The sequence below is a fragment of the Paenibacillus sp. NPDC093718 genome (genome assembly GCF_050279985.1).
Lineage (GTDB): Bacteria > Bacillota > Bacilli > Paenibacillales > Paenibacillaceae > Paenibacillus_AQ.
In genome coordinates this window covers 134790-150939 of the sequence record NZ_JBNNUS010000010.1, presented here as the reverse complement: position 1 = coordinate 150939, position 16150 = coordinate 134790, and the positions used below count along the sequence as shown (strand labels likewise).

12 protein-coding genes are annotated in these 16150 nt (G+C 35.2%); 7 read left to right on the top strand and 5 right to left on the bottom strand.

The window, feature by feature from the left end; all coding sequences use genetic code 11:
• Nucleotides 1-167: 167 nt before the first annotated feature.
• Nucleotides 168-512 (top strand): nucleoside triphosphate pyrophosphohydrolase, encoded by a 345-nt coding sequence (locus tag ACQKPA_RS26030; RefSeq protein ID WP_427495378.1) that lies wholly within the window; start codon nucleotides 168-170, stop codon nucleotides 510-512.
• Nucleotides 513-706: 194 nt separating this feature from the next.
• Nucleotides 707-1714, top strand: coding sequence for a nuclease-related domain-containing protein (locus tag ACQKPA_RS26025; protein WP_427495377.1), 1008 nt, complete (start codon nucleotides 707-709; stop codon nucleotides 1712-1714).
• Here the strand turns inward: ACQKPA_RS26025 and ACQKPA_RS26020 are convergent.
• Both ACQKPA_RS26020 and ACQKPA_RS26015 read right to left on the bottom strand, forming a co-directional pair.
• Nucleotides 1711-3777 carry a UvrD-helicase domain-containing protein gene (locus ACQKPA_RS26020; protein ID WP_427495376.1) on the bottom strand — a complete coding sequence of 689 codons (2067 nt, stop codon included), beginning with the start codon at nucleotides 3775-3777 and terminating at the stop codon, nucleotides 1711-1713. The genes ACQKPA_RS26025 and ACQKPA_RS26020 overlap by 4 nt on opposite strands.
• The gene (locus ACQKPA_RS26015; RefSeq protein WP_427495375.1) at nucleotides 3774-6692 is read right to left on the bottom strand and encodes a hypothetical protein; all 2919 of its coding nucleotides are present in this window, start codon (nucleotides 6690-6692) and stop codon (nucleotides 3774-3776) included. Before ACQKPA_RS26015 ends, ACQKPA_RS26020 begins: the two co-directional genes overlap by 4 nt.
• Nucleotides 6693-6797: 105 nt before the next feature.
• Here ACQKPA_RS26015 and ACQKPA_RS26010 point away from each other — a divergent pair, with 105 nt between their 5' ends.
• The 5 genes from ACQKPA_RS26010 to ACQKPA_RS25990 all read left to right on the top strand — a co-directional run bounded on the left by ACQKPA_RS26010 (nucleotide 6798) and on the right by ACQKPA_RS25990 (nucleotide 12229).
• Nucleotides 6798-7007 (top strand): DNA modification system-associated small protein, encoded by a 210-nt coding sequence (locus ACQKPA_RS26010; protein WP_427495374.1) that lies wholly within the window; start codon nucleotides 6798-6800, stop codon nucleotides 7005-7007.
• A complete protein-coding gene (gene dndD / locus ACQKPA_RS26005; RefSeq protein WP_427495373.1) occupies nucleotides 7004-9001 on the top strand; it encodes a DNA sulfur modification protein DndD in 1998 nt (665 codons plus the stop codon). The genes ACQKPA_RS26010 and dndD (ACQKPA_RS26005) overlap by 4 nt, the downstream gene beginning before the upstream one ends.
• Before the next feature lie 12 nt (nucleotides 9002-9013).
• Nucleotides 9014-9397 (top strand): hypothetical protein, encoded by a 384-nt coding sequence (locus tag ACQKPA_RS26000; protein ID WP_427495372.1) that lies wholly within the window; start codon nucleotides 9014-9016, stop codon nucleotides 9395-9397.
• Between the two features lie 199 nt (nucleotides 9398-9596).
• Nucleotides 9597-11138 (top strand): hypothetical protein, encoded by a 1542-nt coding sequence (locus ACQKPA_RS25995; protein WP_427495371.1) that lies wholly within the window; start codon nucleotides 9597-9599, stop codon nucleotides 11136-11138.
• Entirely contained in the window at nucleotides 11135-12229 is a 1095-nt protein-coding gene (locus ACQKPA_RS25990) for a DGQHR domain-containing protein (RefSeq protein ID WP_427495369.1), read from the top strand. Before ACQKPA_RS25995 ends, ACQKPA_RS25990 begins: the two co-directional genes overlap by 4 nt.
• Before the next feature lie 384 nt (nucleotides 12230-12613).
• Here the strand turns inward: ACQKPA_RS25990 and ACQKPA_RS25985 are convergent, their stop codons facing one another.
• The 3 genes from ACQKPA_RS25985 to dndD (ACQKPA_RS25975) are packed head-to-tail and all read right to left on the bottom strand — an operon-like array spanning nucleotide 12614 to nucleotide 16143.
• Nucleotides 12614-13747 (bottom strand): cysteine desulfurase family protein, encoded by a 1134-nt coding sequence (locus ACQKPA_RS25985; RefSeq protein ID WP_427495368.1) that lies wholly within the window; start codon nucleotides 13745-13747, stop codon nucleotides 12614-12616.
• 15 nt (nucleotides 13748-13762) lie between these two features.
• Complete coding sequence (locus tag ACQKPA_RS25980; protein ID WP_427495367.1) at nucleotides 13763-14143, bottom strand: DndE family protein; 381 nt, start codon at nucleotides 14141-14143, stop codon at nucleotides 13763-13765.
• On the bottom strand, nucleotides 14140-16143 hold the full coding sequence (gene dndD / locus ACQKPA_RS25975; protein ID WP_427495366.1) for a DNA sulfur modification protein DndD: 2004 nt from the start codon (nucleotides 16141-16143) through the stop codon (nucleotides 14140-14142). Before dndD (ACQKPA_RS25975) ends, ACQKPA_RS25980 begins: the two co-directional genes overlap by 4 nt.
• Nucleotides 16144-16150 lie beyond the last annotated feature (7 nt).

Genomic DNA, 16150 nt, shown 5'->3' with positions numbered 1-16150 from the left:
ATTCCTCGTCCGTTTAAACCATGAAGCAGTTATTTGTTGATATACGATATGATGCACCAATTAGCAATAAGATACGAATTACTTGATGCCGAGTTCAGGAGCGCTTCCTGAGTGAAATGTTATGATACAATACAGATGCATAATTAACCATGTAAGGATGAGAATCTATGCCGGTTTACAATAAGCTAGTTCGGGATCTTATTCCTCAAATCATTGAATCTACAGGTGAAGAATTTCGCACACGGATCTTAGATGAGGAGGAGTATAAGAAAGAATTGATCATAAAGCTCAAAGAAGAGTCGGAGGAATACCTTATCGCTCAAAGTTCAAAGGAGTCGTTGGAAGAACTTGCAGATATGCTCGAGGTTATCCGGGCGTTGGCGGTCGTACATGGAGCAACATGGGAGGAGCTTGAAGTCTTGAGAGAGAAGAAGGCGAAAGCTCGAGGCGGATTCCAAGAACGAGTGTATTTAATCGATGTCGGCGATAAGTTCGATCCAGATAGATCTTAATCTTAATACATATATTAATATAGTGAAGTGAAAATTTTATTAAGGCGTTCATCAGTTCGTATATCACTTTCGAAATTTATGACTTGATTTAAATTGATAAACTCTGTAAAAATCCTTGAAAAAGATTATAGTATGAGTGCAGGAATTCTAGCAAAAGCTTATGCGCTTATGAAAAGAAAGAAGTTGATCTTACAGTGGCTCAAATCTTCCCTGAGTTTCCTGACTCTAGGACTTCTGGTGAACAGGAACTAATTGACCTTCTTTGTAATTTTCTCGATGATACGTGGATCATATTTTATGAACCATTAATTGAAGACATTCGTCCAGACATTGTCCTGTACTCTCAATTTCATGGTGTAATCATTATTGAGGTAAAGGATTGGACAAGTAAAACGATAAAATCATTGGCTCCGGATTATTGGGTAATTAATTCAGAAATGGGAGAAAAGAGGGTACCATCTCCCCTCAAGCAAGTAAGCGAGTATGGTTTTAAATTAATTAATTTATTTTTAAATCATAAAGAATTGATTCACTCTAGAGGAAATAATCAGGGGAAGCTTATTTTCCCTGTTGGGCACTTATGTTTTTTTACTAGATTGTCACCTGATGAAATAGAAAGGATCAGAATAACTTCGGTAATGCCCGGAAAATTTGTCCTTTGCAGACAAGATTTAAACGGAGGCTATCTTGTTGAGAAAATAGTCCGAGTAATAACTGAAATATTTACGATTGCCCCCCTTTCAGCTGAGGTTTCTAATAAAGTTAAACTGCTTCTATATCCGGAATATCAAGTTCAAGATCACTCACAACAAAACTTTACCCAATATACTTTAAGTGCTTTTCCTAGTTTGGTTGATGAAGTCTTATTTATCTGTACGGAGCTTCGAGAATGGCTTAGAAAGAATACCGACCAAAAAGTTGCAGTGTATTATGATACCGACCGTTTTCTCAAAAAGAGAAGAATCTCAGAAGAGATAAAAATGATTTTTGAGGATATGGGTTTATTGCTAGCTTCATGTGGCGGATTTATAGACCTGTTATCTTTAGACAATGAGGATACTTTGGTGGAAGATAATGAATGGGGCCAAGTTTTTGTTATCGACTTTAAACATATACAATGGAATAGAAAAAAAGAAGCTTTCTTAGACCAACTATCTAAGAAAGCTCCTGAGGGTAAATTTATTTGTACCTATCATAATTAAATTAGCTTCAACCAATTCTGGAAACAAATTGAGTTCTTAGCAGAGTGTTCGTTACCAACGAGCACTAATTTTTTTTCTGCTCGTGTTAAGGCTACATAAAGAACACGAAGCTCTTCGGAATATAAGTCTTGTTTGTAGCTTTCAACAGTTGCGTCATAATTAGGACTAGGCAGTCTAATTGTTTTGTCTCCGTAGTATGGAGTGTAACAGAATTCTAACCCTGTTGCTTTGTTATACACAACAGCGGGCTGTAAAACTGCTTTACTTAAAGTTTCTTCGAGCCCAGGGAGAATGGCTGTCGGATACTCAAGACCTTTAGCCTTATGGATCGTAATCAAAGTTACAGAATCAGAGTTTTCTCCGGTTGGTATGTCTGACTGTTGTTCTTCCTTATGACTAGCAATCATAGCGTGGAGCCATGTTTGATATTCATACAATTGTATATTCTCTTTTACGTTAAGATTTCTAGTAAGTTCTTTTAATTTATTTAAGTTTGCTGCTGCCTGAGGCGATGTAACAATGAGTCGTTCCCTGATTTTCGTAAACTGATATATCGAATCAAGTATTTGTGCGGGAGTTCGATTATTGATACTTTCTTTAATGTCTTCCCAAAATCTATCCAACTCATTTTTACTGAAATTGAAGTATATTGTTTCTAACGCTTCTTCGATATTGATATTTTTCTTGGGTTGTAGTAAGAAATTTATAATTTTATAAGTATCAACGATCTCTCTTTGGTTAAAGAAATTACCTGCTCCTATCAACTGAAAGGGAATTTGTAATTGAGCAAGTTCATCAGCAAACTCTATCATAGGGTAGTTCTTTCTAAACAAAATTGCAAATTCACCAGGTGATACGCCGCGTTCAATTTCGGATTTAATATACTGAGCAACCAACTTAGGCTGTGACTCTCCCTTTTTTGCTAAGATCCAGTTGTAAGCTTCCGTTAAAGAAATGGGTTCTTGTGGTTTATGATTTGATTGAAGTGGTTCAGGTTTAAATTGAATCTCAGGATAGTTCTCCTTAATTTTCTTGAAAAGTGTATTAACTAAGATAACAAGTTCCCCAGTTGAACGAAAATTTGTTGATAATGTAAGGACATCACCGCTTTTTCCAATCCATTTCTCGACTGATGCATAGGAGGATAAATCCGCACCACGGAATTGATAAATGGATTGTTTGATATCTCCAACTACGAATAGTTTTGGACTATTAGGATCGTTATCACAGAGTTTTCGGATAATTCCAGTTTGATAAAGGGACGTATCTTGGAATTCATCAACAAATATATATTTATAGCCACTTTTGACAGAGTTTGCAACATCTGAATCTCTTGTGAGTAACTTATAGCAATATTCTAAAAGGTTGTCAGGATCTAGCGACTGTAGGCGAAATTCTTGGTGATTCTTGTACAATAACTCTAGTAGATCTACGATCTCCTGTTTAATGTATCGAGAATTTCCAGTTTCAAGCATAAGACTTTCTTTTGTTAGTTTTATAACTTTTTCAATGGCCAGACCTTGTGAGCGAATCATTTTGTAAGTATCCAGGATCGTCTTCCTTAATTGATGAAAAGGCATAAATCTTTCATGAAAAACTTCCTTATTTTCTGATAATCTTTGAGTTAACCAAGTTTCGAAAGTGTGATCAAGTGCTTGAATCATGGATGCTTCGGTTACTCTAAAATTTGGTGAGTAATCAAAATCATGAAAGTGGATGGGCCCGGCTATATCAAGAATTGATTTGCAAAATTTATGAATCGTAGAAATTTGGCAAGCATTCAGATTTTCTAGTTCGTAACGGTAACGTTGCTTAGTCTCTTTATTCGGTGCAGATTTCCATTGATGGTAAAGATAGAGTTTTAAACGTGATAAGAGGTTCTCCGTTGCTTTGTTTGTGAATGTAATAACTGCCATATCTTTTATACTGAGTTGAGGATCATCTTCTAAAAGCCTTAGAATACGTCGACTCAATACCTCGGTTTTTCCTGTACCTGCACCGGCCTTTACCAAAATAAACTTAGCATTTGATTCAATAGCTCTTTTTTGCTCTGATGTTATCATATGTCAACCTCACGTTCATGGCATAGTTTATTAAAGGTGCAATATTTACAATGTCCACCTGTATTCTTAGAAAACTCGCCTATTGTTAATTTATTTGTTATTTCCGTAAGGATCATTTGGGCTGTAGCAGTATCATTATAAAAGCTTCGTTTGAACCGTTTATACCACTCTTTGATCTCTTTCATATGTTCTCTTTCTTCATGGTCGTTTGAAGAAAACGAAAGAATGTCTTTTCGATTTGAGATTGAATATCGATGAATTTCTCCGTTATTATATTGAACTTCTAGTTCCTTCGTCGCAGTAAAAGTATATCCATCTATTTTGATTTGCTTTTCATGATTAGAAAGATAAAACTGAATGGTAATATTGTTGTTCCCACTTTTTCTAAATTCCCTTATATAGGTGTTGTCAAAAACCAAGTTCATTAAGGTTGATAAAAAAAAGTCAGTTTGGGATATGACGTTACTCCAAAGGCGATTACTTAATGGAAAAAGGGGGCGAATTAGCTTCTCAGCTTCCAACCGATAATCTTTCGTCCTCTCTAAAAAAAGCTTATGCTGTTTGCCTTGATCAATCATTTCATGAATCGCTTTAGGCTGGTTTAAAACCAGAAGCTCAACTGATTTCTCATATAAGCAAGATGAAGCATAAGACTGCAAATGAAAGAGTTGTGAATATACGTTTTCATTTTGGTACTTATTCTGATAATAGAACCGACGAGGGCAATATCTATAAATAGCGATTTCCTCGACAGTAAAATCACGCTCATCCAATGTTTTAGTTAGTAATTGCGGTTCGACTTCATTCTGTGATAATGGCTTTATACTGCTTGGAGATTTTAATACATGTGATTTAATCAATAGATCTTCGAGATCCGGTGCTTTTTTATTTTCGAGCTTATTATCTTCCTCAAGGCCAAAGACCTTAGAAATATCATGTAAATAATGAGAAGGAGTTAGGGCAACACCGTTATCAATTTGTGAATATGATATTGTTAGTTGCGTTCTTGCCGCGCAAAACATTAAATGAATGTGGTACAGAGAACGGTTCAAATAAAAGTTTTCTAGCTCCTTTGAAGATGGGGGCTTGAAACAAGTCGTATTGCTTATAATTTTGTGCTCGATCTCCTTGCTTATAAGCCAATCGAACTTCTTCGGTTCAGGATAGACATCTTGTGTAAAGCGACAAACATATACATATTCATATTTTTGAAACTCAACGTTATTTGGACCAGTCACTAGAATCTCACGGTCAAGAAAAATATCGGAGTCTTCCTCTTCTACATTTGCTTTTTCGCCATCCTCAAAATCTTCCTGTTCGGAAAATAATGCAGATATTCGTTCACCAAATTCGATGGCTGTTATGGGGATCCTTTCTTGCGCTCCTAAAGATTCTGTTATCTTAGTAATTCGTTGTAAAATTGAACCTTCAAGTTCAATAAATCTATTATCCTTTTGAAGAAGCTGAATAAGTACGCCCACATGTTCCTTAATAGTCCTTGCTGAAACGGTAACCAGGAAAAAGCTTATGTCCTCAAGTGCTTGAATAACCGCCAATATATCATTTAAGTCTTTTAGCTCGACACTGTTTACAGGATGATGTGGATATTTTTCTGGAATAAGTTGAGCCTTCGTTGTAGCAAGTGAAGTTAAAACGCCTCTCCAATCTGCAATAGAGATGCAGTCTTCAAAAAAACTTTCAATTTTTTCGAAAGATTCGGATAACCTTACATCGCATTTTATTAGGATGCCACTAATGAAATTTTTAAACATCGTTGTATTTAAATATGAATCATATTCGCTTAACTTACGAATATCGGTGTGGATGTCATATAAATATTTAATGGCTTTTCCTTGTGCCAGGTGCATGAAAGGCCGTTGAGGTAACCTAACTTTTAAATTGTTTTGTTCGGATATTTCTCTAATTAAAGGTCTCAATTCCATTGCATTTGGCGTCACAATGACCACTTGTCGCGGACTTACTTCTTTGTACTTAATCAAAACGTAAATATGACGCATGATGTAAGATAGTTCTTCTTCCAAGGTACCAAATCTTAAAATCGATAAAGAGTTATCAAGCTTTGTTTCTGGTGTATCTCTAAAGATGAGTTTAGGTAACCGATCAATGAAGAAGGAATTTGATCTTGTTTTATCTTGAATCGATTCCCACTGTGTTTTTGGTAAGAAGTTTTGATATATATCTTCAATTACTTTTGAAGCCGGCTGATCTGGTGTTGATAAGTCATAAGGTAGAAAGATTGTGATTGGCTTATTTAGTTCAATAAATTTATTTATAATTCGTTGGTGTTTAGAACTAAGCGGGAGAAATGCCCCGTCTAAAAATAATTCATCGTACCTGGAAATATCTAATTCATTAATTTTCGAATTAGCTGAAATCCCGTAATCAGTTAGTTGCTTTTGTCTCAATTCCTCAAGATACAATTCGTATATGTCTAGAGCTATCCTCCACTTTTTACTAGTATCGAAACCTCGCAGAGTATTTATGCTAAGTCCTGTCAAACTCAGATCCATAAATGTGTTTGTTAAATCATAGATTACTGATTTCCAGCTTAAATTGTTGGTTTCTGGAATCTGATTTACGATTCGCTCCAAAATTACAGTAGCCTCAGATTTAGACAGTGTCGATGAGTTGGAAGAGGAAATGAGCTTGTGTTTTATATATTGGTCAACTTCAAACAAATCAACATATTGTCGAACGGCTTCTTCTATATCAATTTCTTTAGAACTTATTTGGGCTTGGTTAAATAAAGGCCTAAGAATCGATAAGTAAAACTTTAATCTTCTCCGATATAAGATCATAGTAGGTACAAGATGAAGTGATCTTCTACCAATTTCAAAACTTGATTTTATATATGTTTCAATATCTTCAGTATCGGGTGAACATAGTATCCTCAAGGTTTTTCCTCCTAGTAAAATTGGTTCTAATTTACTATAATGAGAATTATAACGTATCAAATAGATAATGTATATTTGATAATAGTATGGGGGGCCGCTACACAAATGACATCTTTGCTTAGCGAAGAAGATGAACTCTTAATTGAAATATGCAGAAAACATAACATAGAGCCACATTATTTAAAGGAATTATTCAGGATTGAAAAGGAATATGCTGATAAGAACATGTCGAAAAGAAGAGGTCTTTTCGACAGAATATCCGAGATGGTCATGGATTGGGTTGAGCAAGAGGAAGAGAGGCGCAGCATTCTATGATTTTTAATTATATTACCTTTGAAAATTACAGACCTTACTACGGCGCACAAAAGTTAGAGCTTCACAAAAAAAAAGAAGAGTTCTCAGCTTATAATCAAAATATAACATTGGTTGGTGGATTAAACGGGGCAGGCAAAACTTCACTAATTAATGCTTTTTTTATTTGCTTTTATGGAAGACGAAAGTTCACAAAAGATGAATATGAAATTATTAAGAATGAAGCAATAAATAGAAGATACCATCGCGAGGGAGGGAGAGAAAGTAAAATACAACTCTCCTTCACTGACCGGACTGGAACATATGTTATTGAAATCACTTTCAAGCAAGATCAAAAGAATGAAATCACTGAATCCAGAAGGATTTTTGTTGCTTCTGGCGACGAGTTACGCGAAGTGGCTACCGCAGAAGAGGAATTTAATGAATTTATTGATCAGAGAATTCCAATCGATGTAGCACCGTTTTTTATATTTGACGCTGAAAAGATAAGGGATTTGGTTGGGGAGCATGATACGAAAGAGACGATTAAAGCCATCCAAAAAATCGTATCTTTAGAATTGTACAATCAACTTTATGAAGACTTATTTAAAATTCGAAATCAAGATGAATCATCTGTTGCCAAAACAGTAAAGGACGAGGATCTCCTGAAACTATCTGAAGAACTTCAAAAATGTGCAACTGAACTGGAACTTTTGAAATCGGAAGAGAAACCAGAGGAGAAAAAAATTGAGTTTCTTAATGAAGATAAAATTTATTTGAATCAAAAGCGTCGTTTGAAGTTAGCCAACAGTAGTGTAACAAAAGGACAAATTAATAGGAAAATCGGAGAGCTTGAAAACGAGTTGAAGTTAATTTTTACCACTTTGGAGAGATTTGGTCGAAACTCACTACCTAATCTAATTGCCGCGCCGGTGGTTAGGCAACTACAACAAAGAATTAAGAAGGAACAAAATTATATTAATAGTATGACTAAAAGTGCAGCTATTTTTGCGCCTTATGATCGGTTTATTAAGCAGATTCTAAATGTTGAAGTTAGTCCGCCATTAAATAACGCACAGAAAGAGCAACTAAAGGAGAAAGGCAAAAGTGTATGGGCTAAAGTAAATCAGGTCCAAGAAGTAAAAGTAGAGCCAATTAATGTGGTGCACATAAACGACCTTTCGCAAAATGAGCTTCAGATGATTCTGAATTCATCCTTGACCAGTAATGTCGACGTAAAAGGTTTGGTTAGTAAAAGAATAAAAATTCAAGGAGAATTACAGAAATTACTCGAGCAACTTAATGACGCACCCGATGTTATTGATACGGAAGAAGAGGATGAGAAGCTTGCGAAAATTTCTGAGGAACTGGGAGCTCTTTACGCTGCAAGAAAGCTACGAAGCGAATCGATTAGAAAACTCCAAGATCGTCATCATCAGTTGCTGAATGAGATTACGAGAAAAAGGCAAACAAAAAGCGAGCTTGGTCCTGTTGAACAAAAAATGGAGCTTATGACTCGTTTGATTGGTGCAACAAAAGAATTCATTGACCAGGTCACGATCTTAAAAGCAAAGCAATTAAAAAACGAAATTGAGACCATCCTACTAAAACTGTTTAGAAAAAGAGACTTGCACAGGGTAGAGTTTGATCCTAATGAATTTGCTCTTAAAATCTACGATGAATTCGATCGTGAAGTGGACCTGACATCGCGTTCAGAAGGGGAGAAGCAGTTAATCGCTCTTTCGATGATTTGGGCACTCACTAAAGTATCTGGAACCAATTTTCCATTTGTAATCGATACACCGCTTGCACGGCTGGATAGCATTCACAGAGCAAATTTAGTGAATCGTTACTTTACTAATCTAAGTGATCAGGTAATTATTCTGACCACAGATACGGAGATTACAAAGGACTTTGTTGAAGAAATTGAACCGTTCGTACAGAAATCATACTTGTTGCAGTATGACGATGTGGAGAATTCAACAAAAGTAAGTGAAGGTTATTTTACATTTGAATAGGGGCAGGGGCAAATGGCAAACGGCAGGATGCCTTTATCAATAGAAGGCGAAGAAAAACTAATAACAATAATGAGCGAACTAGAGCTTAATGATAAAAGACCAGAAGCCCTTCGGCTGGCCTTTGTAAAAGGGATTGCTTCACTAGAAAAAACACCTGAGAAGAAAGACCGCAAAACTAGATTTGTAATTCCTGAGGGTGTAATAGCACGCGGCAATGATTACATTTTGTATAAGCACATGATCATCGAGAAGGTGGGGCAACTACTTGACACAAAAGCTGTCGATGATTATATGTTGCGTTACATTGAAGAAGGGCTCGAGATTATGGCTTCTGAGATTGAGTCATTGTCTAATCTTGATAATTATTTGTTGTTTTTGATTAATAAGCATAGTTGAAACATAATGCTATTTATGTTTTTTTATTAAATTAATGAAAAATATTGTGGGCTCCCTTTGATAAGGGGGCTTACTTTGTAGGATGAATTCTGCAAATTGTTAAATACCGTCGAAATATGTTGAAAAAGCTGGAAGAATGGTAGCTTTGTCTGTGATATATTAATTAATAAATAGAGGCCTTACGGGAGGAACCTATCGAATGGATGCTTCATTGAATTTATTCATTGATCAATGTGAAGAAAAATTAAAAGCAGAAACAACAAAGTTGAAGATTGTAAAAGAGACCGTCGAGGCCTTTTTAGAGGAAAATGTAATTGACAAATTAGGGAATAAACTTTCCCTTCAAGCAAGGGTAAAGGGGCCCACTAGTTTAAGAGAAAAAATAATTAGAAAAAGATATTATGATAAGTATCATAATCCTGACCAATTCATTAAAGAATTACCAGATTTAATAGGCTTGAGACTTGTTTGTTTACTACACTCTGAGGAGAGAGAGATTTATAGGGAACTCTTAAAAATATTTACTCATTCGTTAGAGCGGGGTTTTAAATGCTTGCCTGGAACGAATACTTCAGGTGAGGCTTATTTCAAAATATTATTAGAAGCTCAACCAGAAACTCAAAAAAATGGTGAGGATATATATAGAATAAAGTGCGTGTGGGTTGATAATAACGAGGAGTTCCCTATGGAACTACAGATAAAATCTCTCATTAATATGTTCTGGGGCGAAATGGAACATATGTTAGTTTATAAGAATTATCAATATTTAGTTGGTTCTGACTTTTATGGGGAGTTAATGAAAACTATTCTTGGCTTATTAAAGAATATTGATAGTCAACTTAAAGGAATACAAAATCAACTTGGTACTAAGGACCCTCATAGTCAATTGCAAGAAATTAAGCAAATGGTTGCCAAATTTATGTATGATACATACCAACCTCGTATAGACTTATTATTAAAATGTAGTTTAGACTGTAGGGAAGTTTATGATGCAATTATTTTCGCTGAGATGAAAAATACAAGCCGAGCAAATGCTTTACAAATTTCATCACAGTTAATCTCGAAGATCTTGGCTCAACCATTAACAGAAAATGATTTTAAATTTGATGATGTCCGTCTTGGGTTTATACATAGTCAAGAAGAAAAGTTAGCCTCGTACTTCCTCGAGTTAGCTAATTCTAGAGATGTTTTTTGGAGAATACTTTTTGGATTATTTAATATCCATAATAGTGCAAACACATTAGAAACGAATATAAAGTTGCTGGCGACACATTTGTTGGAGGCATATATAGGTTTTCAGGCCAATCTTGATACAAGTAATAGTGGTCATTCTTCATTGTTTAATGGAGTAAAGATGGGTATTGTAAAGGCATTTAATGAGTATAAAAAAATTGATTACTTTTTACCCAATGGGAAGCAAAAGAGAATAAATACCATAATAGAGGATTTTGTCAATAACAACGAGGAAGACTTATTTGAGGTAAAGACAAATTTAGACAGTATAGAAAAAATTATATGCAATTTAATATGTATAGAAATACAAACTGAACTTCATGTTAGTGTAAGCAGTTCACTTTTAAATGAGCTTTACCAGTTGATTTCACAACCTGACATACCATGGTTTACTGAGAATTTTAATTTTGCAATGTTAAAGACACTAGTTGATGATAATAAGGGAATCGATTCAAAGGAAGAACTAAAAAGTCTTCTCTACTCAACTGGAGGGGGGAGTTTAGTATGATTAAGAATAAGCCTTTTATAACTGCTCATCAGAATAACTTTTCAATGCATTTAATTGTATTAACAATTGAAGAGTTAGTTCATGGAACGTACGTTCTGCAATTTAGCTCCGATGAAGAAAACTCCAAGGGCTATCAAAGACCCTTACTACCTAGTCATTTTAGAAAAATAACGAAATATCTTCAGGGAAATGAAGCCATCTTACCTCCGGCAATTTTAACAGCAAGTGAACCTGAAAATATAGAGTACAACCAAAATAAACTTAGTATTGTTGGAAAATTAAGAGTGGTAGATGGACAGCATCGCATTGCAGCGTTTAGGCAGTTACGAGAGGTCGACGAAAATAAATATGGTGAAGTAAAACAATATGAGATTCCTGTCATTATAATGGTAATTCCTGAAGAAAAACAGATTTATGAAATAAACACATTTATTAATATCAATAGTAAAGGAAAAAAAGTTAGTACGGATTTAGCAATTCGACTTAGAGAACAGATACGCGATAGAGGCGAAGATAATTTTTACTTAAATAAGGCTGAAGTTATTGAAGATATAGCTACCAAAATAACAAAGTCTATTAACGCTAATGAGAATTCTGTTTGGTACAATACTATTAAAGTTGGTCCTGAGCAATCGGGGAGAATTATATCTATAAATGCTTTTAATAAATCGTTATTTGATATGCTCTCCTTCTTTTGGGAAAAAAATAAGATAAGTAATGATACAGAAGCGAAATATTATACTGAATTCTTTCGGTTAATGTTAATTGAATGTTGGGATTTAATAATGAAGAAATGGTCTGGATGTTTCAATATAAAAAACGAAGAGAAGTATAATTCATATTATAATATTCAAAAAGGCATTGGAGTAAACTCTTTACACATCGTACTAACAAGAATTGTCAGAAGAAATTTTAAAGAAGGCCTATCGTTAGAAGACTTTAAAAACTTGGTTGTTGAGGAATTTGAAAATGTATTAAATAAAACTACAGTTAATGATGAGGATTGGATGATAGGTGGAGAGTTTATGGGGTTTGCTTCACGAGCTGGCTTTAATTTAATTGCTGATCGTATAATGAACAAAAATTTATGAATTTTGAACGACAATCAAATTATGCTATGAGACACTAATTTATTTTCTTTGAATAAAGAGAATAATCAATCAAATTGTTGACAGGACGGCTTGTTGATAAACGCCGTCAATGATCATTCAAACTCAAACCAATATATAATAGGCGGTGGTTAAAGCCCTTGTAAATAAAGGGTTTTAACCACATTACAGAGTCTATAAAATTGATGTAACTCCAAAACAGTTCATGAGATTTCAGGATCACTTTAAGAACTTGAAACAGCATTGGGTCTCACCCACGCTTATTTCGAATGCCTAAACAAGACTTTGTATTTGAGTCATTATAAGTATCTACCATTTTAGGCCCCCTATAAACGAGCCTGCACAGAATCTTCTAAGATATGAAGTTTATTTTATCTGCTTAAACAAATCTAGCTGATTCTCAGTGATTCCCGAACTTAACGTTATCCTAATTGTCTGTCGAACTTCCTCCAGAGACTTCCCAGCCGCACTTAGTACATGACTAGGCTTGCTTGAACTGCACGCAGACCCGGAGGAAAGAGCCGCATACGCCGAGAGCTTCTTCAGAAGAAGCTCATTATTGACTCCGACAAATTGAACACTAATTAACCCCGGGATTTTGTTCTTCTCATCACTATTAAACTTTATTTTGTCCCCTAAATTTGTCTTCAATATATCTGTAAGGTATTGTTCTAGTTCATTGAGTCTCTTAACATTATTATCGAGATTCTTACGAGCTAACTCAGTAGCTTTACCTAACCCTACAATGTTATGAACCGCTAAAGTACCGCTACGATAATTATTTTCTTGGCCGCCACCATGGAAAAGAGGGGTCAATCTTGTGAAAATTTCCTTGGATTGTTTTCGAATAATCGCAGCCCCTACACCTTTAGGACCACCAATTTTATGGCCAGACAAGGAGAGGAAACGAATGCCCTTGTGTTTATTTAAATCTATAGGAACTTTACCTATAACCTGTGTTGCATCCGTATGAAAGAACAGACTATTTTCTTCAAATATAGATGCAATCTCTTCAATTGGATTTATAGAGCCAATTTCGTTGTTTCCCCACATGATTGAAGTGAGCAGTGGTTTATTTTGAATAACTGTTTCTTTTACCTGATCTGCAGTGACTCTTGCAAATTGATCTACATCCAAGAAATTGACGTTGATATAGCGTTCTTCTAAATACTTAAATGTTTCGATCACGGAAGGGTGCTCTACTTTAGAGGTTAGCATAAATTTGTTGTTAGAATCTTGCTTACCATAATAGTCAGCTACGCCTTTAATGATCAAATTGTTACTTTCGGTTGCTCCGCTTGTAAAAATAACCTCGTCAGAATCGCATCCTAATAATTCAGCTACTTGCTCACGTGCATTGGTCACAGCTTTTTTGGCATTCTCGGCTAATGAATAAAACTTACTGGAGGGATTACCGTACTCTTCTTTAAGATAGGGAAGCATTGCATCGAGAACTTCAGGATGAATTCTTGTCGTCGCACTGTTATCTAAATAGAGCATAAAGTCACCTACTTTCTATTCAAGTAGCAAGGCACGTATAAATTTTTCGTAGTTACCTGCACTTTTATATTCTCCAGCTAGTGTTCTAATTCCGCGTTCTAAGTGAGCATTGAAAAGTCCAGGGAAATACTCTTCATCCGAAAGCTCTCTTCCAGCTGCCTGAGTAATTAATGCTCGAAATACATAGTCATATTCGCCAGTTACTGTACTCCGGTTAAGGACTAACCCATCAGAGAAATCCTTTGTAATTGGAATTATTTCAGCCCCTTGGTCACTATTCCTTAGTGATAGTGCCACAGCATAACGAATGAGAATATTGGGGGTAATTCCAGTGGAAGCTTGAAGTTGTAAAAGTGTCTCTTTGGTGTATTTAGATGTTTTTAACGTAAAATTCATTGATGACAGTTCTCCCTGGTCAAATTAAAATAGTGACCTTTTACGATTTCTGTTTTTTCTTGGCCTTCATTAAATTCCAATGTATAGCATTGGGAAGTGATATCTCTGATGATTTCAAATTGTTCGGTACCGATCTCTGAGTCTGTAGTAAAAATCAGGACTTGATCACCGCACAGAGGAATAAAGTGTTGTATTAATGCGTTTTTATGATCCAAATCAAGGCGTCCAAAAAGAGTATCGAAAACAAAAGGAAGCTTCCATCCGGATATTTTGAACATTGCCAAAATGACCGTTAACATAAGCATTTCTTTTTCGCCGGCAGAAAGGCGTTCTTTGACGATTTCTTGCTTGTTTTTATTGAATAGGCGTAACTCAAATGAAGTATGATCGATATGCATGCGGTCAATGTATGCTTTTTTTCGAAATAAAATGTTAATCATTTTGGTAGCTTCATTAGTAACATCATCCAATTTCTTACGCCACTGACGTTCTCTGAAACGTTGACTGACTGTTAGTAGTTTTTCAGTCATAAGGAAAGAGTTCTCTCCTTTGTGATACTCTTTAATCTTTTCTCTAGTTTTGTTAGCGAATGTTTCTTTCGTTTGAATATTCTCAGTTAAGATTTGGATTTCATTTTGGTATTGTTCAGTTAATATTTTTAGTTGTTCGACTCTCTTGGTTTTTAGTTCAATGTTTTCGAGAAGGTCTTTGAATTCGCTAGATGAGTCATTTTTTTCTATAGCTTTTCTGAGTTCTTGAGTTTCTTCTAAGAGTTTGGCGTTTTCATCGAAAAGAGCAATATAATTTAGAACCTTTAGAGATGTAATCTGTTTGAATAAGCTATGGATTTCACTCTGATGCTCGAAAGAAGCACGGTGAATTAATTGAGCTTCTTCTGGCTGTAGCATCTCTAGAATACCCTCATATAGCTGATTAACATCCAATTTAGATTTCAATGAACCGCTGTCTGATTGTAGGCTATTTACCAATTGGACAAGTTTGTTTTTCTCTAGAGCTGCAGCAACAAACTCGAATGACTCATATTGTTTTTCGACTCGAAGCTGGCGGTCAACTTCTTCTAATTGGTTACGGGCAATATAAAACGGAAATAATGAATTGACAAAGTGTTTAATGTTGTCGGTATTGACCTTCCTCTGATTTTCAATTCGATTTACTTGGGTGACAAGCTCCTGCCGTTTTTCTTGAATTAGGCCGCCATGAATTTCAAAATCTTTTTTATCTTTCCGAATTAGGTCAGTAAGGGTTATAATTTCTTCTTCGTAGTTGGATTTTTGCAGTTCTATTTCTTCAATACTTTGTTTTAGGGTTGAAATTTCGGACTCTACTTTATCTAGCTCTTCAATTTCTTTTGTTGTATCCGCATTTTTTTGAGTATATTGAAGACGATAAGTTTGCAAATCCTTCTCTAAATTCATAAAAAGATCAAGATTAAAAAGAATTTTGCCTGATTCACTGAGATATTCAGGGATCTTTTCTTCAGATACAATTCTGGAAATATCTTCCCCGTCGAAGAGGCATAATTCGAATAAACGAGGAGGCATTTCCTCTCGCAATTTATTCTGATAGTCGGATATCTCCTGAGCGCTAAGATGCTTTCCGTTTTTTTGAATCGAATAGTATTCTCTTATTTTTTCATTCTTGATCGTCCAACTTCGGATGAGCGAATATTGATTTGGTTCGAATTCTTCAGTGGAAGTATAATCAAGTGAAATTTGGTAATTTTTTTGACCCTCATGAAGAGCTTGGCGGTTTAACAATGAGCGAATTCTGCGGAAATAAGGTTCATTTTCCGTTACAAACCCGTATGCCATGGAACCGAACAATACAATTCGTAAAGATTCTAAAATTGTAGTTTTACCAGCGCCATTTTTTCCTCCGAGCAGGATCACATTCTGCTTGCCGTTTGTTCTGAAATCAAATTTATTAAAATCTCCATTATAAGGGCCAATATTACGAAGTATCAGCTTATTTATTTGCATTGATTAT